The 23,664-nt window shown below is 65.1% G+C and carries 25 protein-coding genes; 14 read left to right on the forward strand and 11 right to left on the reverse strand.

What is annotated here, in order from left to right; translation table 11 throughout:
• Positions 1 to 13 precede the first annotated feature (13 nt).
• From ACFW0B_RS16620 to ACFW0B_RS16640, 5 genes are read left to right on the forward strand one after another with little or no spacing between them, the layout of a single operon-like run.
• Positions 14 to 580, forward strand: a complete 567-nt coding sequence (locus ACFW0B_RS16620; protein ID WP_449150013.1) for a YqgE/AlgH family protein — start codon at positions 14 to 16, stop codon at positions 578 to 580.
• Entirely contained in the window at positions 580 to 1,020 is a 441-nt protein-coding gene (ruvX, locus tag ACFW0B_RS16625; RefSeq protein WP_449150015.1) for a Holliday junction resolvase RuvX, read from the forward strand. The genes ACFW0B_RS16620 and ruvX overlap by 1 nt, the downstream gene beginning before the upstream one ends.
• 22 nt (positions 1,021 to 1,042) lie before the next feature.
• Positions 1,043 to 1,555 carry a bifunctional pyr operon transcriptional regulator/uracil phosphoribosyltransferase PyrR gene (pyrR, locus tag ACFW0B_RS16630; RefSeq protein WP_449150017.1) on the forward strand — a complete coding sequence of 171 codons (513 nt, stop codon included), beginning with the start codon at positions 1,043 to 1,045 and terminating at the stop codon, positions 1,553 to 1,555.
• 36 nt (positions 1,556 to 1,591) lie between these two features.
• The gene (locus ACFW0B_RS16635) at positions 1,592 to 2,599 is read left to right on the forward strand and encodes an aspartate carbamoyltransferase catalytic subunit (protein WP_449150019.1); all 1,008 of its coding nucleotides are present in this window, start codon (positions 1,592 to 1,594) and stop codon (positions 2,597 to 2,599) included.
• Positions 2,599 to 3,870 (forward strand): dihydroorotase, encoded by a 1,272-nt coding sequence (locus ACFW0B_RS16640; protein ID WP_449150021.1) that lies wholly within the window; start codon positions 2,599 to 2,601, stop codon positions 3,868 to 3,870. Before ACFW0B_RS16635 ends, ACFW0B_RS16640 begins: the two co-directional genes overlap by 1 nt.
• A gap of 55 nt (positions 3,871 to 3,925) precedes the next feature.
• Here ACFW0B_RS16640 and ACFW0B_RS16645 read toward each other — a convergent pair whose 3' ends face one another.
• The 3 genes from ACFW0B_RS16645 to ACFW0B_RS16655 form a co-directional block, all read right to left on the reverse strand.
• Complete coding sequence (locus ACFW0B_RS16645; RefSeq protein ID WP_449150023.1) at positions 3,926 to 4,960, reverse strand: sensor domain-containing diguanylate cyclase; 1,035 nt, start codon at positions 4,958 to 4,960, stop codon at positions 3,926 to 3,928.
• 82 nt (positions 4,961 to 5,042) lie between these two features.
• A complete protein-coding gene (gene ptsP / locus ACFW0B_RS16650) occupies positions 5,043 to 7,322 on the reverse strand; it encodes a phosphoenolpyruvate--protein phosphotransferase (RefSeq protein WP_449150025.1) in 2,280 nt (759 codons plus the stop codon).
• Between the two features lie 22 nt (positions 7,323 to 7,344).
• The gene (locus ACFW0B_RS16655; RefSeq protein WP_028629542.1) at positions 7,345 to 7,824 is read right to left on the reverse strand and encodes an RNA pyrophosphohydrolase; all 480 of its coding nucleotides are present in this window, start codon (positions 7,822 to 7,824) and stop codon (positions 7,345 to 7,347) included.
• A gap of 145 nt (positions 7,825 to 7,969) precedes the next feature.
• Between ACFW0B_RS16655 and ACFW0B_RS16660 the strand changes: the two genes are divergently transcribed.
• A complete protein-coding gene (locus ACFW0B_RS16660; RefSeq protein WP_449150027.1) occupies positions 7,970 to 8,623 on the forward strand; it encodes a histidinol-phosphatase in 654 nt (217 codons plus the stop codon).
• Positions 8,624 to 8,637: 14 nt separating this feature from the next.
• On the opposite strand, the gene ACFW0B_RS16665 is transcribed toward ACFW0B_RS16660, so the two are convergent.
• From ACFW0B_RS16665 to ilvA, 3 genes are all read right to left on the reverse strand, one after another.
• Positions 8,638 to 9,105, reverse strand: coding sequence for a DUF2269 family protein (locus tag ACFW0B_RS16665; protein ID WP_449150029.1), 468 nt, complete (start codon positions 9,103 to 9,105; stop codon positions 8,638 to 8,640).
• A 19-nt stretch (positions 9,106 to 9,124) separates the two neighbouring features.
• The gene (locus tag ACFW0B_RS16670) at positions 9,125 to 9,583 is read right to left on the reverse strand and encodes a DUF2269 family protein (RefSeq protein WP_449150031.1); all 459 of its coding nucleotides are present in this window, start codon (positions 9,581 to 9,583) and stop codon (positions 9,125 to 9,127) included.
• A 74-nt stretch (positions 9,584 to 9,657) separates the two neighbouring features.
• Positions 9,658 to 11,172, reverse strand: coding sequence for a threonine ammonia-lyase, biosynthetic (ilvA, locus tag ACFW0B_RS16675; RefSeq protein WP_449150033.1), 1,515 nt, complete (start codon positions 11,170 to 11,172; stop codon positions 9,658 to 9,660).
• 130 nt (positions 11,173 to 11,302) lie between these two features.
• Here ilvA and rpiA point away from each other — a divergent pair, with 130 nt between their 5' ends.
• Entirely contained in the window at positions 11,303 to 11,974 is a 672-nt protein-coding gene (rpiA, locus tag ACFW0B_RS16680; protein ID WP_449150035.1) for a ribose-5-phosphate isomerase RpiA, read from the forward strand.
• An 84-nt stretch (positions 11,975 to 12,058) separates the two neighbouring features.
• The gene (locus tag ACFW0B_RS16685; RefSeq protein WP_449150037.1) at positions 12,059 to 12,391 is read left to right on the forward strand and encodes a YegP family protein; all 333 of its coding nucleotides are present in this window, start codon (positions 12,059 to 12,061) and stop codon (positions 12,389 to 12,391) included.
• Here ACFW0B_RS16685 and ACFW0B_RS16690 read toward each other — a convergent pair whose 3' ends face one another.
• Positions 12,392 to 13,315: an SdiA-regulated domain-containing protein gene (locus tag ACFW0B_RS16690; RefSeq protein ID WP_449150039.1), complete on the reverse strand. Its 924-nt coding sequence runs from the start codon at positions 13,313 to 13,315 to the stop codon at positions 12,392 to 12,394.
• Between the two features lie 118 nt (positions 13,316 to 13,433).
• Here ACFW0B_RS16690 and ACFW0B_RS16695 point away from each other — a divergent pair, with 118 nt between their 5' ends.
• The 6 genes from ACFW0B_RS16695 (at position 13,434) to ACFW0B_RS16720 (ending at position 19,771) form a co-directional block, all read left to right on the forward strand.
• The gene (locus ACFW0B_RS16695) at positions 13,434 to 14,450 is read left to right on the forward strand and encodes an AraC family transcriptional regulator (protein ID WP_449150041.1); all 1,017 of its coding nucleotides are present in this window, start codon (positions 13,434 to 13,436) and stop codon (positions 14,448 to 14,450) included.
• A gap of 309 nt (positions 14,451 to 14,759) precedes the next feature.
• Positions 14,760 to 15,809, forward strand: a complete 1,050-nt coding sequence (locus tag ACFW0B_RS16700; RefSeq protein ID WP_449150043.1) for an ABC transporter ATP-binding protein — start codon at positions 14,760 to 14,762, stop codon at positions 15,807 to 15,809.
• A complete protein-coding gene (locus ACFW0B_RS16705; protein ID WP_449150044.1) occupies positions 15,806 to 16,720 on the forward strand; it encodes an ABC transporter permease in 915 nt (304 codons plus the stop codon). The genes ACFW0B_RS16700 and ACFW0B_RS16705 overlap by 4 nt, the downstream gene beginning before the upstream one ends.
• A complete protein-coding gene (locus ACFW0B_RS16710) occupies positions 16,717 to 17,505 on the forward strand; it encodes an ABC transporter permease (RefSeq protein WP_449150045.1) in 789 nt (262 codons plus the stop codon). Before ACFW0B_RS16705 ends, ACFW0B_RS16710 begins: the two co-directional genes overlap by 4 nt.
• 29 nt (positions 17,506 to 17,534) lie before the next feature.
• The gene (locus ACFW0B_RS16715) at positions 17,535 to 18,578 is read left to right on the forward strand and encodes an ABC transporter substrate-binding protein (protein WP_449150047.1); all 1,044 of its coding nucleotides are present in this window, start codon (positions 17,535 to 17,537) and stop codon (positions 18,576 to 18,578) included.
• Positions 18,579 to 18,739: 161 nt separating this feature from the next.
• Positions 18,740 to 19,771 (forward strand): histone deacetylase family protein, encoded by a 1,032-nt coding sequence (locus ACFW0B_RS16720; RefSeq protein WP_449150049.1) that lies wholly within the window; start codon positions 18,740 to 18,742, stop codon positions 19,769 to 19,771.
• A gap of 150 nt (positions 19,772 to 19,921) precedes the next feature.
• On the opposite strand, the gene ACFW0B_RS16725 is transcribed toward ACFW0B_RS16720, so the two are convergent.
• From ACFW0B_RS16725 to ACFW0B_RS16740, 4 genes are all read right to left on the reverse strand, one after another.
• Entirely contained in the window at positions 19,922 to 20,269 is a 348-nt protein-coding gene (locus tag ACFW0B_RS16725; protein WP_449150051.1) for a NirD/YgiW/YdeI family stress tolerance protein, read from the reverse strand.
• 101 nt (positions 20,270 to 20,370) lie between these two features.
• Complete coding sequence (locus ACFW0B_RS16730) at positions 20,371 to 21,300, reverse strand: SdiA-regulated domain-containing protein (RefSeq protein ID WP_449150053.1); 930 nt, start codon at positions 21,298 to 21,300, stop codon at positions 20,371 to 20,373.
• Between the two features lie 87 nt (positions 21,301 to 21,387).
• On the reverse strand, positions 21,388 to 22,053 hold the full coding sequence (locus ACFW0B_RS16735) for a fumarylacetoacetate hydrolase family protein (protein ID WP_449150055.1): 666 nt from the start codon (positions 22,051 to 22,053) through the stop codon (positions 21,388 to 21,390).
• A gap of 62 nt (positions 22,054 to 22,115) precedes the next feature.
• Positions 22,116 to 23,507 (reverse strand): FAD-binding oxidoreductase, encoded by a 1,392-nt coding sequence (locus tag ACFW0B_RS16740; RefSeq protein WP_449150057.1) that lies wholly within the window; start codon positions 23,505 to 23,507, stop codon positions 22,116 to 22,118.
• Positions 23,508 to 23,664 lie beyond the last annotated feature (157 nt).

The raw sequence follows: 23,664 nt of genomic DNA on the forward strand, positions 1-23,664 counted from the left end.
GAAACTAACCGACATGAAAAGCGCACCGAGCTACCTCAAGCACCATTTTCTGATCGCCATGCCGCACATGGCCGATCCGAACTTCGCCCAGACCGTCACCTACCTGGTGGAGCACAACGAGCAGGGCGCCATGGGCCTGGTGATCAACCGCCCGAACGGCCTGAACCTGAGCGACGTACTCGAACAACTGCGCCCGGAAATCACTCCGCCGGCACGCTGCCAGGACCTGCCCATCTATGCCGGCGGCCCGGTACAGACCGACCGCGGCTTCGTCCTGCATCCGACCGGCCAAAGCTTCCAGGCCACCCTGGAACTGGGCGAACTGGCCCTCTCCACCTCCCAGGACGTGCTTTTCGCCATCGCCGACGGCGGTGGCCCTGAGAAGAGCCTGGTGGCCCTCGGCTACGCCGGCTGGGACGCCGGCCAACTGGAAGCCGAACTCAGCGACAACGCCTGGCTGACCTGCCCGGCGGACCTGTCCATCCTCTTCGACACCCCGTCCGAGCAGCGCCTTTCGGCAGCTGCCGCGCGTCTGGGCGTGAACCTCAGCCTGCTCACAGCCCAAGCCGGGCACGCCTGATGGCTGAACCCAAGCCCCTGCGCCTGCTGCTCGGTTTCGACTACGGCACCAAACAGATCGGCGTTGCCGTCGGCCAGGCGGTGACCGGCCAGGCCCGCGAGCTGAAGGTGCTGAAAGCACAGAACGGTGTGCCGGACTGGCAACAGGTGGAAGCGCTGATCCGCGAATGGCAGCCCGACGCCATGGTCGTCGGCCTGCCGCTGAATATGGACGGCACCCCCAGCGACATGAGCGCCCGCGCGGAAAAGTTCGCCCGGCGCCTGAATGGCCGTTTCAATCTCCCGGTATTCACCCACGACGAACGCCTGACCACCTTCGAAGCCAAGGGCCACCGCCTGACCCAGGGTCAACGCGACGGCTACCGCGACCGCCCGGTGGACGCCCTGGCCGCCGCGCTGCTGCTGGAAGGCTGGCTGGCCGAGAATTCCGCAACTTCCTGATTCCAGAACGCGAGGACCGCCGATGACCCTGCCCAATCCCGCCGAACTGCTGCCGAGGATGGCCAGCGACCTGCAAGCCCACCTGAAGGCCCGCGGCATCGACGAACCGCGCTACATCGGCATCCGCACCGGCGGCGTATGGGTCGCCCAGGCCCTACTGGAACAACTGGGCGAAAAGGCCCCCATGGGCACCCTCGACGTATCCTTCTACCGCGACGACTTCACCCAGAGCGGCCTGCACCCGCAAGTGCGCCCTTCCGACCTGCCCTTCGAGATCGAAGGCCAGCACCTGGTGCTGATCGACGACGTGCTGATGAGCGGACGGACCGTGCGCGCGGCCCTCAATGAGCTCTTCGACTATGGCCGCCCGGCCAGCGTGACCCTGGTCTGCCTGCTCGACCTCAATGCCCGAGAGCTGCCGATCCGCCCGGACGTGGTCGGTGCAACCCTGTCCCTGGGCACCACTGAACGGGTAAAATTGCTCGGCCCCGCGCCGCTCACCCTCGAGCGCCAGGATCTCGCTTCACCCGCCTGACCTACCGATTTCCCGTAACCTTTCAGGGCCTGCCCCATGCCGACAGACGCCAAGCGCCCGCTGCAGCTCAACGACCAGGGCCAGCTGCGCCATTTCCTCTCGCTCGACGGTCTGCCCCGCGAGCTGCTGACGGAACTCCTCGACACCGCCGACTCCTTCCTCGAAGTCGGCGCCCGCGCGGTGAAGAAAGTCCCGCTCCTGCGCGGCAAGACGGTGTGCAACGTGTTCTTCGAGAACTCCACCCGCACCCGCACCACCTTCGAGCTGGCGGCCCAGCGCCTGTCCGCCGACGTCATCACGCTCAACGTCTCCACCTCCTCCACCAGCAAGGGCGAGACGCTGTTCGACACCCTGCGCAACCTGGAAGCGATGGCCGCCGACATGTTCGTGGTGCGCCACGCCGACTCCGGCGCCGCTCACTTCATCGCCGAGCACGTGTGCCCGGACGTCGCCATCATCAACGGCGGTGACGGCCGCCACGCGCACCCGACCCAGGGCATGCTCGACATGCTCACCATCCGCCGCCACAAGGGCGGCTTCGAGAACCTCTCGGTGGCCATCGTCGGCGACATCCTGCACTCGCGCGTAGCCCGCTCGGACATGCTCGCCCTGCGCACCCTGGGCTGCCGGGACATCCGCGTGATCGGGCCGAAGACCCTGATCCCAGTGGGCGTCGAACAGTTCGGCGTGAAGGTCTACACCGACCTCGCCGAGGGCCTGAAGGACGTCGACGTGGTGATCATGCTGCGCCTGCAGCGCGAACGCATGCAGGGCGGCCTGCTGCCCAGCGAGGGCGAGTTCTACAGGCTCTACGGCCTGAACACCCAGCGCCTGGCGCTGGCCAAGCCGGATGCCATCGTCATGCATCCGGGCCCGATCAACCGTGGCGTGGAAATCGAATCCGCCGTGGCCGACGGCAGCCATTCGGTGATTCTCAACCAGGTCACCTACGGTATCGCCGTGCGCATGGCGGTGCTCTCCATGGCCATGAGCGGCCAGACCGCCCAGCGTCAACTGAACCAGGAAGCCGAGGAGCTGAACTGATGCGTATCCATATCCTCGGAGCCCGCCTGATCGACCCGGCCAGCGGCCACGACCAGGTCACCGACCTCTTCCTCGAACGCGGCAAGGTCGCCGCCATCGGCAAGGCCCCCGCCGGTTTCGAAGCGGACAAGACCCTCGACGCCAAGGGCCTGGTGGCCGCCCCCGGCCTGGTGGACCTGTCCGTCGCCCTGCGCGAGCCCGGCTACAGCCGCAAGGGCAATATCGCCAGTGAGACCCTGGCCGCCGTCAGCGGTGGCGTCACCAGCCTCTGCTGCCCTCCCCTGACCCGCCCGGTGCTGGACACTCCTGCCGTGGCCGAGATGATCCTCGACCGCGCCCAGGAAGCCGGCCACGCCAAGGTCTTTCCCATTGGCGCCCTCACCAAGGGCCTGGCCGGCGAGCAGCTGTCCGAACTGGCGGCCCTGCGCGACGTGGGTTGCGTGGCCTTCGGCAACGGCCTGGCAAGCTTCGCCAGCAACCGCGTGCAACGCCGCGCCCTGGAATACGCGGCCACCTTCGACCTGACCGTGGTCTTCCACTCCCAGGACGCCTCGCTGGCCGAAGGCGGCCTGGCCCATGAAGGCCCCACCGCCAGCTTCCTTGGCCTGGCCGGCATCCCGGAATCCGCCGAAACCGTGGCCCTGGCCCGCGACCTGCTGCTGGTCGAACAGAGCGGCGTGCGCGCCCACTTCAGCCAAATCACCAGCGCCCGTGGCGCCGAGATGATCGCCCAGGCACAGGCCCGCGGCCTGCCGGTAACCGCCGACGTGGCCATGTACCAGCTGATCCTCACCGACGAGGCGCTGATCGACTTCTCCAGCCTCTACCACGTGCAACCGCCGCTGCGCACCCGCGCCGACCGCGACGGCCTGCGCGAAGCGGTGAAGAGCGGCGTGATCAACGCCATTTCCAGCCACCATCAGCCCCACGAGGCGGATGCCAAGCTCGCTCCCTTCGGCGCCACCGAACCGGGCATGAGCGGCGTGGAGCTGCTGCTGCCGCTGGCCATGACCCTGGTGCAGGACGGCCTGCTCGACCTTCCCACCCTGCTCGCCCGTCTCACCGTCGGCCCGGCTCGCGCCCTGCGCCTGCCCGCCGGCCGCCTGGCGGTTGGCGCTCCGGCAGACGTGGTGCTGTTCGACCCGCAAGCCTCCACCCTGGCCGGGGAAACCTGGAAATCCAAGGGCGACAACTGCCCCTTCATCGGCCACTGCCTGCCGGGCAAGGTGCGCTATACCCTGGTGGACGGCCGGATCATCTTCGAAGCCTGACGCCCGCTCATGATAAGGCCCGCCATTCGGCGGGCCTTATCATTTCGGCGAGGCGCTAACAGTCGACGATGCAGTTGCGCCGCTGCTTGGCGCGGTAGAGACCATCGTCCAGGCGCTTGAGCAAGGATTCGATCCCCTCGCCGGCCTGCATCGTCGCCACCGAGAAGCTGGCGGTCAGCCCCAGTGGCAGGCTCGGATCGGCCTGGCTGACCAGCAGCCGCAGGCGTTCGGCGAGGAGCAGCGCCGCGCTGCGCTCGGTCTCGGGCAGCAGGACGATGAACTCCTCGCCGCCCCAGCGGGCAAAGCAGTCTTCATCCCGCAGCGCCGCACGCACAGTGCGGCTGACGGCCACCAGGGCGCGGTCACCGATCTGGTGGCCGTGGTTGTCGTTGATGCGCTTGAAGTGATCCAGGTCGAACATCAGCAGCGCGGTGGCATGCCCGTGACGCTGGAAGCGCTGCCATTCGCCGTGGAGGATGCGCTCGAAGTGCCGGCGGTTGGATATCTGCGTCAGCGGATCGGTCTCGCTGAGTCGCGTCGCGGCCTCCACCTGGCGAGCCAGCGCCTCGTTGGCCTGGCGCAAGGCCTCGGTACGCGCCTCCACCAGCGCCTCGAGCCTGCGATTGAGGGCCAGCAGCTCATCGTTCTTGCGCTGCAATTCCAGCGCGGCCATTTTGCGCCGGTGGATATTGCGGTGGGCACCGATCATGCGCGTAGGCTTGCCGGCCTCGTCGAACTCGACGAAGCGGCCGTGATCGCTGATCCACAGATAGCTGCCATCCCGGCAACGGCAACGGTAGTCCTCGGCGTAGATCAGGCTTTCGCCGTCCAGATAAGCCTGGAAGTTGCGCATCACCCGCTCGAAATCGCCGGGGTGGATCACCGATCGCCAGGTGTCCACGTTCTCCGGCAGGCTGTCCGGCGGATAGCCGAGCATGGAGTACCAGCCGGGGCTGCGCTTGACGTGATTGGTGCGGATATTCCAGTCCCAGATGCCGTCACTGACGATATCCAGGGCGTAGCGCAGGGTGCGCTCGATCTCTTCGCGGGTGGCGCCATAGCAGTGGTCGAGGGGTTCGAGCTTGTCCATAAGCTTCCTACGGGGCGACGCCCCGACTGGGACTACCACGCCCGGACAGTTGCCCGAACGCCACGAACACCTGTTCCCGACCTCAGGCCTGAATGGTCGCCGCCGGATTGATGACCCGGCCGAGCCCCAGGTTGCGCAGGGCCAGATGCAGCGAGCTGTGGATGACCTGCGGGTTGTCGATGGCCAGCAGTTGCTCCAGCAGCTCCTTGGCTTTGGTCATGGTGATCTGGCGCAGCAGCCACTTCACCTTCGGCAGGTTGGTGGCGTTCATCGACAGGCTGTCGAAGCCCATCGCCAGCAGCAGCACGGCAGCGGCCGGATCGCCCGCCATCTCGCCGCAGATGCTCACCGGCTTGCCTTCGGCATGGGCGTCTTCCACCACTTTCTTCAGGGCCTGCAGTACCGCTGGATGCAGGTAATCGTAGAGATCGGCCACACGCGGATTGTTGCGGTCCACCGCCAGCAGGTACTGGGTCAGGTCGTTGGAGCCCACCGAGAGGAAGTCCACCTGGCGCGACAATTCGCGGGTCTGGTAGACGGCTGCGGGGATCTCCACCATCACCCCGATCGGCGGCATGGGAATGTCCACGCCCTCGTCGCGCACTTCTCCCCAGGCGCGGTGAATCAGGTGCAGCGCCTCTTCCAGCTCGTGGGTTCCGGAAATCATCGGCAGCAGGATGCGCAGGTTGTCCAGGCCTTCACTGGCCTTGAGCATGGCACGCACCTGGACCAGGAAGATTTCCGGGTGGTCGAGGGTGACGCGGATGCCGCGCCAGCCGAGGAAGGGATTGCTTTCCTTGATCGGGAAGTAGGAAAGCGCCTTGTCGCCGCCGATATCCAGGGTGCGCATGGTCACCGGCAGCGGATGGAAGGCGGCAAGCTGCTCGCGGTAGATGGCGAGCTGTTCCTTTTCGCTGGGGAAGCGCTCGTTGATCATGAACGGCACTTCGGTGCGGTACAGGCCGACGCCCTCGGCGCCGCGCTCCTGGGCGCGGGTCACGTCGGCGAGCAGGCCGGTGTTCACCCACAGCGGCATGCGATGGCCGTCCAGGGTTTCGCAGGGCAGGCTGCGCAGCGCATCCAGCCCCTTGACCAGCTGGCGTTCCTCTTCCACCACTTCGCTGTACTGCTTGCGCAGCTCGGGCGAGGGGTTGGTGAAGACTTCGCCGTGGTAGCCGTCGACGATCAGCTCGATGCCGTCGACCTTGGAATACGGCAGGTCGACCACACCCATCACGGTGGGAATACCCATGGCGCGGGCGAGAATGGCGACGTGAGAGTTGCCCGAACCCAGCACCGACACCAGGCCCACCAGCTTGCCTTCCGGCACTTCGCCGAGCATCGCCGGGGACAGCTCCTCGCTGACCAGGATGGTATTTTCCTGGTAGACCAGATTCTGCTTGCGCTCTTCCTGCAGGTAGGCGAGCAGGCGGCGGCCGAGGTCCTTGACGTCCGAGGCGCGCTCGCGCAGGTAGTCATCGTCCATCAGCTCGAAACGGGTCACGTGCTCCATCACCACCTGGCGCAGGGCGCCCTGGGCCCACTGGCCCGTGCGGATCACGCGCTTGACCTCGAGGCCGATGGAGGCATCGTCGAGCATCATCAGGTAGACGTCGAAGAGCGCACGCTCTTCGGGGCGCAGCTGGGTTTCCAGCTTGCTGGAGAGGCGGCGCATGTCTTCGCGTACCGCTTCCAGGGCCTGCTTGAAGCGTTCGACCTCGGCTTCGATGTCATCGACCGTGCGATCAGGCACCACCTCCAGGTCAGCCGGCGGCAGCACCACCACCGCGGTCCCCACGGCGGCGCCAGGTGCGCCCGGCACGCCGACGAACTTGGCTTCCTGGGTGCCTTTACCCTGGCGGCCAAGACCGCGAATGGTGCCGGTGGCCTCGGCGTGGGCGATAACGCCAGCCAGTTGCGCGCTCATGGTGACGAGGAAGGCTTCCTCGCCCTCGTCGAACTGGCGGCGCTCCTTTTGCTGCACCACCAGGACGCCCATCACCCGCCGGTGGTGGATGATCGGGGCGCCAAGGAAGGAGGCGAAACGCTCTTCACCGGTTTCGGCGAAGTAGCGGTAACGGGGGTGATCGGCGGCGTGCTCGAGGTTCAGCGGCTCCTCGCGGGTACCCACCAGGCCGACGAGGCCTTCGTTGGGTGCCATGCTGACCTTGCCGATGGAGCGCTTGTTCAGGCCCTCGGTGGCCATGAGCACGAAGCGGTTGGACTCCGGGTCCAGCAGGTAGACCGAGCAGACCTGGCTGCCCATGGCCTCCTTGACCCGCTGCACGATGATCGCCAACGCCGCCTTCAGGTCCTTGGCGGCGTTCACTTCCTGGACGATCTTGCGCAGCGTGTTGAGCATGGCTAGTCAGCCTTTCTCCGGGTCAGTCTTGCGCCAGCAGGCGCGGTGCTAGTTCCTTGAGGGCACGACGGTAGACTTCACGCTTGAAGGTCACCACCTGACCCAAGGGGTACCAGTAGCTGACCCAGCGCCAGCCGTCGAATTCGGGCTTGCCGGTCAGGTCCATCCGTACCTTGTTCTCATCCGACTGCAAGCGCAGCAGGAACCACTTCTGTTTCTGGCCGATGCACAACGGCTGGCTGTTGGTTCGCACCAGCCGCTGGGGCAGACGATAGCGCAACCAACCGCGGGTGCAGGCAAGAATCTTCACATCCTGCTCTTCCAGGCCGACTTCTTCGTTCAATTCCCGGAAAAGCGCCTCTTCCGGCGTCTCCCGTGGATTGATACCGCCCTGCGGAAATTGCCAGGCATCCTGATTGATACGCCGAGCCCAAAGCACCTGCCCGACATCATTGGCGAGAATGATGCCGACATTCGGGCGGAAACCATCGGAATCGATCACGACACTCAACCTCGCAAACGCATGTTCCGGCATTGTTCCATAAAGGCCGCAAACGCAGCAATGCGAGCATTCCATGCAATGGGCAGGCCCACCCGAAGCGGCTACTCTGGCCGCCTTTCAAGGCCTCCATGCAAGGAAAAACGACGTGCGCTTGGCTCTTTTCGACCTCGACAACACCCTCCTGGCTGGCGACAGCGACCACGCCTGGGGCGACTACCTGTGCCAACGCGGGATTCTCGACGGAATCGCCTACAAGGCACGCAACGATGAGTTCTACCAGGACTACCTGGCCGGCCGCCTGAACATCCAGGACTACCTCAACTTCAGCCTGGAAATACTCGGTCGCACGGAAATGGTGCAACTGGAGCAGTGGCACCGCGAATTCATGCGCGACTGCATCGAACCCATCATCCTGCCCCGTGCCGAGGCCCTGCTGGCCGAACACCGCGCCGCCGGCGACAAGCTGCTGATCATCACCGCCACCAACCGCTTCGTCACGGCGCCCATCGCCACGCGCCTGGGGGTGGAAACCCTGCTGGCCACCGAATGCGAAATGGCCGATGGCCGCTACACCGGCCGCACCACCGACATCCCCTGCTTCCGCGAGGGCAAGGTGACGCGACTGGCACGCTGGCTCGCCGAAACCGGCCTCGACCTCGGCGACAGCACCTTCTACAGCGACTCGTTGAACGACCTTCCCCTGCTGGAACAGGTAACCCGCCCGGTGGCAGTGGACCCGGACCCGAAACTGCGCGCTGAGGCAGAGCGACGTGGCTGGCCGGTGATCTCGCTGCGCTAGCGCTCCCTGCCCGGTCAGAGCGGCTTGATCACCATCAACGCATGGATCGCCACCAGCACGCCCAGTACGAACACCGCCAGGCGCACGCGCAATGCCAGATGGGCGGCGATCTGCGGTCCGGGCGCCTGGCTGTCCCGCAAGGCCTTGCGGGCGCGGTTGCGAATGCGCACTTGCAGCCAGAAAAGCGGCAGCCAGCAGAGTGCCGCCAGCAGATAAAGCCCGGTGCTCCACAGCAACCAGAGCTGCCCCACGGGCCAGCCACCCACCTTGGCCAGGGCCAGGCCGGTCAGCGGCAGCAGCGCGGCGGAGCTGGCGATGAACCAGAGATCCAGCCTTACCAGCGAGGAAAAGGTGAGCGCAATCTGCTGGAGGTCGCCGCCTTTCCACGCCCGATAAGCGAAGAACAACCCGACCAGCACCGCGCCGAGCAGCACCGCAGCGAGCAGCCCGTGAACGGTCTTGAGCAGGAAATAGAGGCTCATGCCGGGCACTGACGCCGCATCAGAGCGGCTTGGCCAGCATCAGCGCCAGCACGGCGAGGAACAGTAGCAAGCCAACAACGCCGTAGGCGGCACCGAACCTGAGGCTGCGCTGCACCGCCGCCGAAACTGGCCCGCCCTCGGCCAGGGCCTGCTCCCGCAGGCGCGCAACACGACCGAACAGCAGCAGCCAGGCGATGCAGCCGAACAGGTAGAGGGTGGCGCCGCCCAGCAGCCAGGTCTGGCCCAGCGGGAGGCCGGCGAGGTTGACCATCCACCAGCCGCTGACCGGCAGGGAGACGGCCACGAGAATCAGCAGCGGCACACCGATCAGCAGGATACGCCGCAGGCTCGAAGCGATCCGGGCAGCGTCGCCGGAGCGGAAGTTGCGCCAGCCGTACCAGGACAACCCCGCCAGTCCGCCGAAGAACAGCAGGGTGGCCAGGCCGTGGAGGATGCGGAACAGCAGGTAGTTTTCCATGGAACATTTCCTTGTCAGCGAAAGCGGCTGCGAGAAAGCCTAGCAGCCGCCCGGTCCGGCGCGCCCAGGCGTCCTCAGCCGAGGAAGAGCCTGTAGGCGGGGTTCTCGCTTTCATCCCAGTACGGATAGCCGATCGCGTCGAGGGCGGCGTGCACCAGGGCACGCTCCCCGGCCGGCACCTGCAGGCCGGCGACCACGCGGCCATCGGCGGCGCCGTGGTTGCGGTAATGGAACATGGTGATGTTCCAGCGCCCACCGAGCTTGTTGAGGAAGTTGAACAGCGCACCGGGACGCTCGGGGAATTCGAAGCGGAACACCAGCTCGTCGCTGATGCGCACGGCATGGCCGCCGACCATGTGGCGGATGTGCAGCTTGGCCAGCTCGTTGTCGGTCAGGTCCAGCACCGGGAAGCCCTTGCCGCGCAGGTTCTCCACCAGGGCCGCGCGCGGGTCGGTTTCCGGGTGGGTCTGCACGCCGACGAAGATGTGCGCTTCGGCGTCGGTGTTGTAGCGGTAGTTGAACTCGGTGATCTGGCGCTTGCCGATGGCCTCGCAGAAGGCCTTGAAGCTACCGGGACGCTCGGGAATGGTCACGGCGATGATGGCTTCGCGTTTTTCGCCCAGCTCGGCGCGCTCGGCCACGTGGCGCAGGCGGTCGAAGTTGATGTTGGCGCCGGAGTCGATCGCCACCAGGGTCCGCTCGCGCACGCCGTCGCGCTCGACGTACTTCTTGATCCCGGCTACGGCCAGCGCGCCGGCGGGTTCGGTGATGGAGCGGGTGTCGTCGTAGATGTCCTTGATCGCCGCGCAGATTTCATCGGTGCTGACGGTGATCACCTCATCCACATACTGCTTGCAGATGTCGAAGGTGTGCTGGCCGATCTGCGCCACGGCGACGCCGTCGGCGAACAGCCCGACCTGCCCCAGCACCACGCGCTCGCCGGCGGCCATGGCGGCCTGCAGGCAATTGGAATCGTCCGGCTCGACGCCGATCACCTTTACTTCCGGGCGCAGGTATTTGACGAAGGCGGCGATGCCCGCCACCAGGCCGCCACCGCCCACTGGGACGAAGATGGCATCAAGGCGGCCCGGATGCTGGCGGAGGATTTCCATCGCCACGGTGCCCTGTCCGGCAATCACTTCCGGGTCGTCATAGGGGTGGATGTAGACGTAGCCCTTTTCTTCCACCAGCTTCAGCGAGTGGGCCAGGGCATCGGGGAAGGCATCGCCATGCAGCACCACCTTGCCGCCACGGGCGCGCACGCCCTGCACCTTCAGCTCCGGAGTGGTGCGCGGCATCACGATGGTCGCCTTCACGCCGAGCTCGCGGGCCGCCAGGGCCACGCCCTGGGCATGGTTGCCGGCCGAAGCGGTGACAACGCCGCGCGCCAGCTCTTCACGGGAAAGCTGGGCGATCTTGTTGTAAGCGCCACGGATCTTGAACGAGTAGACCGGCTGCAGGTCCTCGCGCTTGAGGAGGATCTGGTTGCCCAGCCGCTCGGTGAGCTGGCGGGCAGGTTGCAGCGGGGTTTCCACGGCAACGTCGTAGACGCGCGAGGTCAGGGTCTTCTTCACGTATTCTTCGAGCATCGTGGCTTCACTGGCGGGTATTTCAGGGGAGGACGGAGTCTACCGCAGGGATTCGTCGGGCGACCACATGGTTTGCGGGGTTTAGCGGCTATAATCCGCGCCCTCGACACTCCTCCAATCGGACCCCAGCATGACCCAGGACCAGCTCAAGCAGGCCGTCGCCCAGGCCGCCATCGACTTCATCCTCCCCAAACTCGATGACAAGAGCATCATCGGCGTCGGCACCGGCTCCACCGCCAACTTCTTCATCGACCTGCTGGCCCAGCACAAGATGGCATTCGACGGTGCCGTGGCCAGCTCCGAGGCCACCGCCCAGCGCCTGAAGGGCCACGGCATCCCGGTGTACGACCTGAACAGCGTCAGCGACCTCGAGTTCTATGTCGATGGCGCCGACGAGAGCAACGAGCGCCTCGAACTGATCAAGGGCGGCGGCGCGGCCCTGACCCGCGAGAAGATCGTCGCGGCGGTGGCCAGGACCTTCATCTGCATCGCCGACGAGAGCAAGCTGGTGCCCATCCTCGGCACCTTCCCGTTGCCGGTGGAAGTCATTCCCATGGCCCGCAGCCACGTGGCCCGCCAACTGGTGAAGCTGGGCGGCGACCCGGTCTACCGCGAAGGTGTGCTGACCGACAACGGCAACATCATCCTCGATGTTTACAACCTGCAGATCGACAGCCCGGCGAAGCTGGAAGAGCAAATCAACAACATCGTCGGCGTGGTCACCAACGGCCTGTTCGCCCAGCGTCCGGCCGACCTGCTGCTGCTCGGCACCAAGGACGGCGTGAAAAGCATCGCGCCCTGACGCGACTTCCCGGCCAAACCGTCTAGATTTGATGGCTACGGCGCCTTGGTGCGCCGTCCACTGCCACAGACCAGGAGGTACCCCATGGCCGGGAAATTCCATCTGAAGAAGGCCAACGATGGCCAGTTCCACTTCAATTTGAACGCCGGCAACGGCGAGACCATCCTCACCAGCGAGCTGTACAAGGCCAAGGATTCCGCCTTGAACGGCATCGAATCGGTACGCAAGAACGCCGTTCGTGAAGGCGCCTTCGAAAGCAAGACCGCCAGCAACGGCAAGTTCTATTTCGTGCTCAAGGCCACCAACGGCCAGGTCATCGGCCAGAGCCAGATGTATGCCAGCGCCGCCAGCGCCAGCGCGGGCATCGAATCGGTGAAGAAAAACGCCCCCGACGCCACCCTCGACGATGACAGCTGATCAGTCGCCTGCCTGTTTGCGGAACACGTAGAACAGGTTCGGCTCACTGACCAGATAGAGGTTGCCCTCGTTGTCCATGGCCACCCCTTCGGCCTGCGGCACCGCCCGCTGCAGGCCATGCATCCCGCGCAGCAGCGACAGGGTGCTGATCGGGCGGCCGTCGGCGTTCAGCTCCAGCACCAGCCGCGACTCATCCGACAGCGCCAGCAGGTGGCCGCTGCGGTCGTCGTATTGCAGGCTGGAAAGATCGCGGACAAAGAGCCGGGCGTCACGCTTGGGATTGTCCACCACGTGCACGGCGAACGGCTTGTCCGGGTTGCTGTGGGGGAATCCGTGGATCTCGTAGATCCGCACCGGGTCGCGCTCCTTGGCCACGAACAGGCGCTGGCCGGCCGGGTCGTAGGCCAGCCCCTCGAAGCCCTTGTTGCCGGACAGGCCGATGCCGAGGGAAAGCTGCTGGGAGTCGGCGGCATCGATGAAGGTGGTGTCTTCTTGCACGCGCACCTTGATGAGGCGTTGCAGGCGCTCGTCGGTGATCACGTAGACGCCCTTGCTGATGTACTCGATGGCTTCCGGATCGCCGAATCCCACCAGCGGGATGCGGCGGATCAGGTGGCCATCCAGGGACAGCTCGATGATTTCCGGACGCTGGTTGGTCACGGTGAAGAGGCTGTGGCGATCGGGGTCGTAGGTCAGCGCGGAAACATCGTCGACCAGGCCTTCGATGGGCCTGGCCTCGATGTCCACCCGATAGTCCGGCAGCCAGATCGAGCGCTCCCGCCACTCCGAGGCGTGGCGCCATTCTTGCAGGATGAACAGGCCCCGCTCGAAGAGCCGGAACTGCTGGGCAGCGACGCCGAGCAGCACCAGCAGCAGGAGCAGAAAAGCGGCAAGCAGCCGCCACGGGGTCAGGAGTGGACGCATCAATCAGGACTCTGGAATTCAGGACGCGGCGAAGGATACAGAGCGCACCGAATTGCTACCTGAATTGAAGCTTAAAGCCCGAACAAAGGCATGGCGGGCGTTACAAAAGGGGACGGATATGGCCACCTCGCTGCTACCGGAAGAACGCGCACTCACCACCTTGCACACCATCGCCCTGGCGGTGGCGACCCTGGCCAGCGGCGACGCCGACCGAAGGCTGCTCCTGGAGGGCAGCGGCGTGTCCTGCAGCGACCTCGACACCCCCGACAAACTGATCACCCACGCCCAGGAACTGCGCGTCTTCGCCAATGCGCTGGCCAACACCCGCGACCCCGCCCTGGGCCTGTCCCTCGGCTTGCGCATGCACGTGTCCGCCTACGGCATGCTCGGCTACACCATGCTCGCCAGCCGCACCCTGCGCGATGCCCTGACCATCGCGCTCGACCGCCCGGCGCTTCTGGGCACTTATTTCAAGCTGAGTCTGGAAGAGGATGGCGACGAGGCTCGCCTGATCGCCGTCGGTTATCGCTACGCGCCGGAGCTGACGGTGTTCAACAGCGAGCTGTGCCTGACCTCGCTGCTCACCGTGCTGCAGGACCTGCTCGGCGCCCGTATCCGCCCGCTGCGGGTGTGCCTGTCCTACCGGCCACCGCTGCACGCCGCCACCTATGAACGGATACTCGGCTGCCCGGTGGAATTCGGCGCCTCGCGCAACGCCCTGTGCTTCGACGCCGCGCTGCTCGACCGGACCTTGCCGCTGGCCGACCCGGTCACCTGCCACTACGGGCTGCAGCAATGCCTCAAGCTCGACGCCCAGCTCGACAGCCGCCATGACGTGCTCGAACAGATTCGCCACCATCTGGCCGGCAACCTGCGCGAAGCCTGCGACCTGGACAGCGTGGCGCGCCAGCTGCACCGTTCCGAGCGCACCCTGCGCCGCCACCTCCGGCAGTTGAACACCAGCTTCCAGCGCCTGCTGGACGAAGTGCGCTACGACAAGGCGCGCCAGTTGCTGGTGCAGACCGACCTGCCCATCTACCTGATCGCCGAACAGCTCGGCTACAGCGAAACCGCCAGCTTCCGCCATGCCTTCCAGCGCTGGAGCGGCCAGTCGCCGAGCCTGTATCGGCGCTAGCGATCGCTGCGACCTGATCTTTTGTGGGGGCGAATTCATTCGCCAAGGACAGCGCAGCTGTCCCGCCCGACTCCGTAGGGCAGACCTGCGGCCTGCTTGGCGATTGAAATCGCCCCTACAGGAGGGCACCCAGTCCCGCCTCTGCGACCTCCATCACACCCCACAACTTGGCCGAAAATATCCCCTTTTGACCTGATCTATCGTTCTTCTGAAAGCAGGGCCGCTGACAGAATCGGGACAAACAAGGGCCGCTTCACCAGCAGAAAAAAGAAGCCCAATAAGAACAGACCCTTAGAGCTTGTGATCAGCATGACTAGCGCGATCAGCGTCGAACGTGTGTGCATGGAGTTCGGTGATCCGGGGCAGGGCGTGAAGGCCCTCGACGATGTTTCCCTGGAAATCCGCGCCAACGAGTTCTTCACCCTCCTCGGCCCATCGGGCTGCGGCAAGACCACCCTCTTGCGACTCATCGCCGGCTTCGAGCAACCCAGCTCCGGCGCCATCCGCCTCTACGGCGAGCCCATGCAGGGCCTCCCGCCCTTCCGCCGGCCGGTCAATACCGTGTTCCAGAGCTACGCCCTGTTCCCCCACATGACGGTGGCGCAGAACATCGCCTTCGGCCTGGAGATGCGGGGGCTTGGCCGCAACGAAATCGAGCAGACCGTGCAGCGCATGCTGGAGCTGGTGAAGCTGCCGGACGTGGGCGGGCGCCGCGCCGACCAGCTCTCCGGCGGCCAGCAGCAGCGCATCGCCCTGGCCCGCGCCCTGGCCAACAAGCCCAAGGTGCTGCTGCTCGACGAGTCCCTTTCGGCGCTGGACCAGAAGCTGCGCAAGGACATGCAGATCGAGCTCAAGCGCCTGCAGCACGAGACCGGCATCACCTTCATCTTCGTCACCCACGACCAGGAAGAAGCCCTGACCATGTCCGACCGCATTGCGGTCATGAGTCGTGGCCGCATCCTCCAGGTCGGCACGCCGACGGAAATCTACGAAGCGCCGCTGAACCGCACGGTGGCGGACTTCATCGGCGAAACCAACTTCCTCGAAGGCGAAGCCCTGGAGCGCGGCGTGCTGCTGCCCGACGGCCAGTTGCTCAGCGCCTTCAGCCCCCGCCGCGGGCCCATCACCCTGGCGATCCGCCCGGAGCGCACCAGCCTCGACGAACAAGGCAACCTGGCCGGCGAGATCGACAACGTGGTCTATGTCGGTACCGACACCGTTTACCACCTCAACATCGCCGGGCAGAGCGGTTTCCGCGTGCGCCAGCAGAACCGCAACGGCGCGCTGAATGCCTATTCGGCAGGTGAGAAGGTACGGGTCCAGGTGCCCAGCGAAGCCATCCGGGTACTGACCGAATGAGCACCCTGCGCGCCCTGGCCGAACGCCGCCTGCTGCGCCGGCGCCTGTTGCTGACCAGCCCGGCCATGCTCACCCTGCTGGTGTTCCTGCTGCTGCCGCTGGGGATCATGTTCCTGGTGTCGGTCCTGGTGCCCGGCGACTACGGCGGCGTGAAGTGGGACCAGTATTCGCTGGAGGCCTACGTCAACTTCCTCTACGAGCGCGACCTGGACGACAGCCTGGTGTTCAACACCGACTACCTGCAGATCTTCCAGCGCTCGTTCTGGCTCTCGGTACTGACTACCGTCGGCTGCCTGCTGATCGGCTTCCCCACTGCCCTCTACCTGGCGCTGCAGAGCGAGCGCAAACGCAACCTGCTGCTGTTCCTGGTCACGGTGCCCTTCTGGACCAACCTGCTGGTGCGCGTCTATGCGTGGATCCTGCTGCTGCGCAATGGCGGCCTGGTGGACAGCGGCCTCGGCGTCTTCGGCCTGTCCGACGGCGCGCTGGGCCTGCTCTACACCGACGTCGCCGTGGTGATCGGCCTGCTCTACACCTTCCTGCCGTTCATGGTCCTGCCCATCTACACCAGCCTGGAGAAACTCGACTGGCGCCTGGTGGAGGCCGCCTTCGACCTGGGTGCCAACCGCTTCCAGGCCCTGCGCCGGGTCATCGTGCCGCTGGCCATGCCGGGGATTGCCGCCGGCGCCATCCTGGTGTTCATCCCGTCACTGGGCAACTACATCATTCCCGAGCTGCTGGGGGGCGGTAAGTCGCTGATGATCGGCAACCTGATCCAGCTGCAGTTCGGCGCGTCCCACAACTGGCCGCTGGGCGCCGCACTGTCCTTCGCCCTGCTCGGTTTCGTGCTGTTGGCGATGCTGCTCTACAGCCTGCGCTTCAAGCAGGCCGCCGGGGGAGGCCATTCATGAACATGCAGAACCCGCTCTGGCGCTTCACCGGGGTACGGCCCACCGCCTGGCTGTTCTTCGCCTTCCTCTACGTGCCGATCCTGGTGCTGGTGGTGCTGAGCTTCAACGGTGGCCAGTCGGCGACCATCTGGGAAAGCTTCAGCCTGAAGTGGTACAGGGTGGTGGCCAACGACCCGGAGATCGTCCGCGCGGCGAAGAATTCGCTGATCGTCGCCACCTTCGCCACGCTGATTTCCACCGCCCTGGCCACCCTCGCCGCCCTCGGCATGCGCGGCCGTGCCTTCCATGGGCAGACACTGATGAGCGGCGTACTCGGCCTGCCACTGCTGGTGCCGGAAATCGTCACCGCCGTGGCCACCCTGATGTTCTTCGCCTTCATCGGGCTCAAGCTCTCGCTGTTCACCATCCTCATCGCCCACGTGGTGTTCTGCATCCCCTTCGCCTACCTGCCGATCCGCGCTCGCCTGGAAGGCATGGACCCGCGCCTGGCCGAAGCCGCCGCAGACCTCTACGCCTCTCCCTGGAAGGCGTTCTGGAAGGTGACCTTCCCGCTGCTGATGCCCGGCATCCTCTCCGGAGCGATGCTGGCGTTCATCATTTCCATGGACGACTTCGTCATCACCTACTTCGTCGCCGGAGCAGGCTCCACCACTCTGCCGGTGTACATCTTCAGTTCGATCAGAATGGGGATTTCCCCGAAGATCAACGCCATCTCCTCGATCATTCTCGTGATTTCCATAGCTTTCGTTGCATTGTCCTACTACGTCGGGCAGCGCAAGCGCTGACCCGTCCTCGACCAGCAAGGAGCTTGACCATGACCCGTCGTACCCCGCTCGCGCTTGCCGTACTGCTCGCCACCGGCCTCGCCGGTTCCGCCCAGGCCGCAGGGACCCTGCACTTCGCCAACTGGTCGGACTACTACCCACCGGAACTGCTGAAGAAGTTCGAGAAGGACACCGGCATCAAGGCCACCCTGGACGCCTACGACAGCAACGAAACCCTCCTGGCCAAGCTCAAGGCCGGCGGCGGCGCGTACGACGTGGTGGTGCCGTCCGACAGCTTCATCCAGATCATGGTGCAGGACGGTCTGCTGCAGAAATTCGACAAGAGCAAGCTGAGCAACCTGAAGAATCTCAAGGCCAACTTCCAGACCCTCGGCTTTGACCCGGGCCACGACTACAGCGTGCCCTACCTCTGGGGCACCACCGGCTACAGCTACGACAGCAAGCAGGTTCCCGGCGGCAAGCTGGATGAGAGCTGGAAACCCTTCTTCGAGCCGCCGGCCGAGCTGAAGGGCAAGGTAGTGGCGCTGAACTCCATCGAAGACCTGTACATCGCCGCCTCCCACTACCTGTCCGTCGACCAGTGCACCGAAGACCCGAAGGACGCGAAGAAGATCCAGGACCTGCTGCTGGCGCAGAAACCGCTGCTGGCCATGTACAACAGCGATGGCACCATCGAGCGCATGGCCGCCGGCGAAGTGGCCATGCACATGCAGTGGAACGGCGCCTTCCACCGCGCTCATGCCCAGCGCGACAGCCTGGTGTACGTCTATCCGAAGGAAGGCATCCACGTCTTCATCGACAACCTGGTGATTCCCAAGGACGCGGTGAACGTCGAGCAAGCCCACGCCTTCATCAACTGGATGATGCTGCCGGAGAACATCGCCGCCGCCTCCAACTTCGCCAAGTACAACAACGCCATCGAAGGCTCGGACAAGTTCATGGAGAAGGAGCTGTTCGACGACCCGGCCATCAACACCCCGCAGGACAAGCTCGACCGCCTGCGCACCTTCAAGCTCTGCTCGCCCAAGGCCCTGAGCCTGCGCAGCAAGGTGTGGACCAAGCTGAAGAAGTAAGTTCGTCCCGACGTGTTTGCCTCCCCTTTCCCTCCGGGAGAGGGGCCAGGGGATGAGGGAAGCCTGGCGATTCAGACCGGCGGCTTCCGCCGCACGACGCCGCAAGTGCAAGTCCCCGAGTTCGATGATCCCCAAGACCCGCTAGCCGAAAGGAAACGCTGATGCTGACGATCTATTCCGACGACCACCACCTGCACCACGGCAAGCACGAGCTGATCGGTGGCCAGTTCACCCCCTGCTTCGAGAAACCGAGCCGGGCCGACATGGTGCTGGACCGCGCCAGGGCGGTGAACCTCGGCGCCATCCAGGCACCGAGCGACTTCGGCCTGGCGCCGATCCTGCGGGTGCACAGCGAAGGCTTCGTGAATTTCCTGAAAAACGCCTGGAGCGACTGGCAGGCCAAGGGCCGCAGCCACGACATGCTGCCCATCGCCTGGCCGACCCGGCGCCTGCGCCAGGTGGAGCCCACCGACATCGACGGACGCCTGGGCTATTACTCCTTCGACGCCGGCGCGCCCATCACCGCCGGCACCTGGCAGGCCATCACCAGCTCGGCCAACGTCGCCCTGAGCGGCCAGGCCGAACTGCGCAAGGGCGCCCGCGGCATCTTCTCCCTGTGCCGCCCGCCGGGCCACCACGCCGCCGCCGACTACATGGGCGGCTACTGCTACCTGAACAACGCGGCCATCGCCGTGCAGGCCATGCTGGATGCCGGCGCGAAGCGGGTCGCGGTGCTGGACGTGGACTACCACCACGGCAACGGCACCCAGGACATCTTCTACGACCGTGCCGACGTACTCTTCACCTCGATTCACGGCGACCCGCGCTTCGAATATCCCTACTACCTGGGCTTCGCCGACGAGAAGGGCGTGGGCGCCGGTGCCGGCTTCAACTTCAACTACCCGCTGGCCTCAGGCAGCGACTGGTCGGTCTGGAGCCTGGCGCTGGCCGACGCGTGCCGGCAGATCGCCGAATACGCGCCAGACGCCCTGGTGGTGTCGCTGGGGGTGGATACCTTCAAGGAAGACCCCATCTCGCAGTTCAAGCTGGACAGCCCGGACTACCTGCGCATGGGCGAGATCATCGGCAAGCTCGGCCTGCAGACGCTCTTCGTGATGGAAGGGGGTTACGCGGTGGAAGAGATCGGCATCAACGCGATCAATGTGCTGCAAGGGTTCGAAAGCGTGGCGTGAGGCCAGCTGAGGGCCCGAATGAATGTGGGGGCGAATTCATTCGCTGAGCAGGCCGAAGGCTTGCCCTTCGGCCTCTCAGGGGGCAGCTGCGCTGCCCATTGCGAATGAATTCGCCCCCACAAGGTGTCCCACAGGTTTTGCTGCGGTGGCTCAGTTCACCCGCTCGACGAACTCCACATCCACTTCGCGGCCCATCAGGTCGCGATCCACTTCGCCGGTCAGCTTGACGGTGTCTTTCTCGCCGATGGACATCGGCGGCCAGTCTTCGTCGTCGATTTCCACCTTCATGGTGCCGGTGGCGTCCTTGAATTCGTAGATATCGCCCTTGATGCGGCGGACGATCTGGCCCTTCAGCACCACCGGGGCATCGTCGGCGGCCTCCAGGGCGGCGGCGACGGTGGTGATCTGGACGGTGGCGCCCGGGCCGGTGTAGCTGCTGGCCATGACGGCAGTGGAGAACAGCGGAGCGACCAGCAGGGCGAGGTATTTGGCTTTCATGGAAGTGATCCCGTGTGTGTGGTTGACGGGATCAGGCTAGGGCGACTGGCTGAAACGAGGCTTAAAAGCGCCTTAAGCGAAACTTAACGGAAGCGGACCACTCAACCCTTGCGAGCGCTGGCGACATCTCCCTTGCGGAACACGTAGAACAGGTTCGGCTCGCTGACGACGTAGATGTCGCCGCTCTCGTCCATGGCCACGCCTTCGGCGCGGGGAATGCGGCGATCCAGGCCATTCATGCCACCCAGCAGGCTGATGAAACTGACCGGCTCGCCCTGGTCGTCCAGCTCCAGCAGCAGATTGGACTGGGCGGAGAGCACCAGCAGATGGCCGGTCCGCGGATCTACACTGAGGGCAGACAGGTTGCGCACGCCCAGGCCATAGCTCGGCAGCGGGCGCAAAGCCTCATCCAGGGCGTCGGTGCCATCGCTGCCCAGGCTGAACAAGGCGACGGGGCCGCGCTCCTTGCCGAGGATCAGGCGGCCCTTGTCCGGGTCCCAGGCGATGCCCTCGAAGCCCTTGTTGCCGGAGTCAGGGAAGCCCAGGTCGAACTCCGGAGTGCTGCCGGCACTCAGCTCGCGGGTCTGCGGGTCCAGCTCGAAGATCGACAGGGTACGCCGGCGCTCGTCGGTCACCGCCACGTGGCCGCCTTCCAGCACGGCCACGCCTTCGGGGTTGGAGAAACCCTTGAGCGGAATCTTGCGCAGCACCTCGCCGTCACGGCTCAACTCCACCAGGGTCGGCGACTTGCCGGTCACGGTGAACAGGGTTCCGGTAACGGGGTTGTAGGCCAGGTCGGAGGTTTCGTCGTTTTCCAGACCCGCCAGGGGCTTGCCCTGCAGCACGGCCTTGTAGCCCGGCAGCCAGATGCTGTCGGCCCGCTGCTCGTCGGTCAGTTGCTGCTCGGCCAGCCAGACCAGGGCGCGGTCGTCCCAGTGCATGTAGCGCGTCAGGGCAGTGGCGCCGGCGAGGACGGCGACCAGCCCCAGCATCAGCCGGCGGCGGAGGAACTGCGGGAAGCGGAACGACATCGGGGACTACTCAGCGAGGGGGTCGCAAAGAGATAGCCATATGCCAGTGAAAGTTCCGTGAAAACGGGCCGCCGCCGGTCGGCCCGATCAGAGGACCCGGCTTTCGAAACGGCTGTGACCCACCAGTTCCAGCACCAGCTCATCGCCCTGTTTCAGCGGACCGACACCCACCGGCGTGCCGGTGAGGATGACGTCGCCCGGCTGCAGGCTGAAATGGCTGGCCATGTGCTGGATCAGCGGCAGGATGGGATTGAGCATGTCGCGGCTGTTACCGTCCTGGCGGACTTCGCCGTTGATGGTCAGGCGGATGCCGATGTCATCCAGTCGCTCGGGAGCGTCGCCCGGCACGAAGGGCGCCAGCACGCAGGCGCCGTCGAAGCTCTTGGCGATTTCCCAGGGCAGGCCCTTCTCCTTGAGCTTGGCCTGCACGTCGCGCAGGGTCAGGTCCAGGGCTGGCGCGAAGCCGGAAATAGCGTCACGTACTTCTTCGGCATCCGGACGGCGGGACAGCGACTTGCCGATCAGCACGGCGATTTCCGCCTCGTAATGCACGGCGCCACGGTCCTGGGGAATGCTGAAGCCGCCGACCAGCGGCACCGCACAGGAACCCGGCTTGATGAACAGCAACGGTTCCGTGGGCACGGGGTTGTTCAGCTCCTTGGCGTGCTCGGCGTAGTTGCGGCCGACGCAGACCACCTTGCCCAGGGAAAAGTGGATCGGGGTGCCATCGACATATTGATGCTGGTAGCGCATTGACCAACTCCTGAACGGTATCCATACGAAACAGGCGGTGGATCGCTCCACCGCCTGCCTGCTCAATTGAAGATTTTTCCGGGATTCATGATCCCGTTGGGATCGAACACTGCCTTGATCGCCTTCATCACTGCAATCTCCGGCTCCGAACGGCTGTAGCCGAGGTAATCGCGCTTGGTCATGCCCACGCCGTGCTCGGCGGAGATCGAGCCGTTGTACTTCTGCACGGTCTCGAACACCCACTTGTTCACGCTGGCGCACTTGGCGAAGAACTCGTCCTTGGACAGGTTGTCCGGCTTGAGGATGTTCAAGTGCAGGTTGCCGTCGCCGATATGGCCGAACCAGACCACTTCGAAGTCCGGGTAGTTGGCTTCGACGATGGCGTCGATGTCGTGCAGGAAGGCCGGCACCTTGGAAACGGTGACCGAGATGTCGTTCTTGTACGGAGTCCAGTGGGAGATGGTCTCGGAGATGTACTCACGCAGCTTCCACAGGTTCTGCAGCTGTTGCTCGCTCTGGCTCATCACGCCATCGAGCACCCAGCCCTGCTCCACGCAGTGTTCGAAAGTGGCCAGGGCGTCATTGGCGATTTCTTCGCTGGCTGCCTCGAACTCCAGCAGCGCATAGAAGGGGCACTCGGTCTCGAAGGGGGCCGGCACGTCGCCACGGGCCAGGACCTTGGCCATGGCCTTGTCGGAGAAGAACTCGAAGGCGGTGAGGTCCAGCTTGCTCTGGAAGGCGTGCAGCACCGGCATGATGGAATCCAGGTCCGGCGCACCCAGCACCATGGCGGTGAGGTTCTTCGGCGCACGATCCAGGCGCATGGTGGCTTCTACCACGAAGCCCAGGGTGCCTTCGGCGCCGATGAACAGCTGGCGCATGTCGTAGCCGGTGGCGTTCTTGATCAGGTCACGGTTCAGCTCCAGCAGGTCGCCCGCGCCAGTGACCACCTTCAGGCCGGCCACCCAGTTACGGGTCATGCCGTAGCGAATCACCTTGATCCCGCCGGCATTGGTGCCGATGTTACCGCCAATCTGGCTGGAACCAGCGGAAGCGAAGTCCACCGGGTAATACAGGCCCTTTTCCTCGGCGAAGTTCTGCAGCTGCTCGGTGATCACGCCCGGCTGGCAGACCACGGTGCGGTCGAATTCGTTGAATTCGAGAATCTGGTTCATGTAGTCGAAAGCGACCACCACCTCACCATTGGCCGCCACGGCCGCGGCGGACAGGCCGGTACGGCCGCCGGAGGGTACCAGCGCGACCTTGTGCTGGTTGGCCCAGCGCACGATGGCCTGCACCTGCTCGATGGTCTTGGGGAAGACGATGGCGCTGGGGGCGGGGGCGAAATGCTTGGTCCAGTCCTTGCCATAGGTGTCCAGGGATGCGGCATCGGTCAGCACCTTGCCGGGTTCAACCAGGGTCTTCAGCTCTTCGATCAGGGCGGCGTTGGTCATCAGCGGAACTCTCAAATCATTCATGGTCGCCCTGAGAACGATTCAGGTCGCAACCGAGCAAGGGAAAAGGAGATCATGCTAGCATACGCACCCCGCGAATCGTGCTCTCCAGCCGATTTTCCGGGAAGCAGCCCGCCCCGCCCCACGGCCCGCTTCT

This window comes from Metapseudomonas phytobenefica, from assembly GCF_043392685.1.
GTDB lineage: Bacteria > Pseudomonadota > Gammaproteobacteria > Pseudomonadales > Pseudomonadaceae > Metapseudomonas.

What these genes read in the sequence shown, in the direction of transcription:
- ACFW0B_RS16635 (WP_449150019.1), top strand. Translation starts at nt 1,592, where the DNA reads ATGCCGACAGACGCCAAGCGCCCGCTGCAGCTCAACGACCAGGGCCAG.
- ACFW0B_RS16720 (WP_449150049.1), top strand. Translation starts at nt 18,740, where the DNA reads ATGCTGACGATCTATTCCGACGACCACCACCTGCACCACGGCAAGCAC.
- ACFW0B_RS16710 (WP_449150045.1), top strand. Translation starts at nt 16,717, where the DNA reads ATGAACATGCAGAACCCGCTCTGGCGCTTCACCGGGGTACGGCCCACC.
- ruvX (WP_449150015.1), top strand. Translation starts at nt 580, where the DNA reads ATGGCTGAACCCAAGCCCCTGCGCCTGCTGCTCGGTTTCGACTACGGC.
- ACFW0B_RS16690 (WP_449150039.1), bottom strand. Translation starts at nt 13,315, where the DNA reads ATGCGTCCACTCCTGACCCCGTGGCGGCTGCTTGCCGCTTTTCTGCTC.
- ACFW0B_RS16695 (WP_449150041.1), top strand. Translation starts at nt 13,434, where the DNA reads ATGGCCACCTCGCTGCTACCGGAAGAACGCGCACTCACCACCTTGCAC.
- ACFW0B_RS16670 (WP_449150031.1), bottom strand. Translation starts at nt 9,583, where the DNA reads ATGGAAAACTACCTGCTGTTCCGCATCCTCCACGGCCTGGCCACCCTG.
- ilvA (WP_449150033.1), bottom strand. Translation starts at nt 11,172, where the DNA reads ATGCTCGAAGAATACGTGAAGAAGACCCTGACCTCGCGCGTCTACGAC.
- ACFW0B_RS16715 (WP_449150047.1), top strand. Translation starts at nt 17,535, where the DNA reads ATGACCCGTCGTACCCCGCTCGCGCTTGCCGTACTGCTCGCCACCGGC.
- ACFW0B_RS16645 (WP_449150023.1), bottom strand. Translation starts at nt 4,960, where the DNA reads ATGGACAAGCTCGAACCCCTCGACCACTGCTATGGCGCCACCCGCGAA.
- rpiA (WP_449150035.1), top strand. Translation starts at nt 11,303, where the DNA reads ATGACCCAGGACCAGCTCAAGCAGGCCGTCGCCCAGGCCGCCATCGAC.
- ACFW0B_RS16730 (WP_449150053.1), bottom strand. Translation starts at nt 21,300, where the DNA reads ATGTCGTTCCGCTTCCCGCAGTTCCTCCGCCGCCGGCTGATGCTGGGG.
- ptsP (WP_449150025.1), bottom strand. Translation starts at nt 7,322, where the DNA reads ATGCTCAACACGCTGCGCAAGATCGTCCAGGAAGTGAACGCCGCCAAG.
- ACFW0B_RS16700 (WP_449150043.1), top strand. Translation starts at nt 14,760, where the DNA reads ATGACTAGCGCGATCAGCGTCGAACGTGTGTGCATGGAGTTCGGTGAT.
- ACFW0B_RS16725 (WP_449150051.1), bottom strand. Translation starts at nt 20,269, where the DNA reads ATGAAAGCCAAATACCTCGCCCTGCTGGTCGCTCCGCTGTTCTCCACT.
- ACFW0B_RS16640 (WP_449150021.1), top strand. Translation starts at nt 2,599, where the DNA reads ATGCGTATCCATATCCTCGGAGCCCGCCTGATCGACCCGGCCAGCGGC.
- ACFW0B_RS16735 (WP_449150055.1), bottom strand. Translation starts at nt 22,053, where the DNA reads ATGCGCTACCAGCATCAATATGTCGATGGCACCCCGATCCACTTTTCC.
- pyrR (WP_449150017.1), top strand. Translation starts at nt 1,043, where the DNA reads ATGACCCTGCCCAATCCCGCCGAACTGCTGCCGAGGATGGCCAGCGAC.
- ACFW0B_RS16620 (WP_449150013.1), top strand. Translation starts at nt 14, where the DNA reads ATGAAAAGCGCACCGAGCTACCTCAAGCACCATTTTCTGATCGCCATG.
- ACFW0B_RS16685 (WP_449150037.1), top strand. Translation starts at nt 12,059, where the DNA reads ATGGCCGGGAAATTCCATCTGAAGAAGGCCAACGATGGCCAGTTCCAC.
- ACFW0B_RS16665 (WP_449150029.1), bottom strand. Translation starts at nt 9,105, where the DNA reads ATGAGCCTCTATTTCCTGCTCAAGACCGTTCACGGGCTGCTCGCTGCG.
- ACFW0B_RS16705 (WP_449150044.1), top strand. Translation starts at nt 15,806, where the DNA reads ATGAGCACCCTGCGCGCCCTGGCCGAACGCCGCCTGCTGCGCCGGCGC.
- ACFW0B_RS16740 (WP_449150057.1), bottom strand. Translation starts at nt 23,507, where the DNA reads ATGACCAACGCCGCCCTGATCGAAGAGCTGAAGACCCTGGTTGAACCC.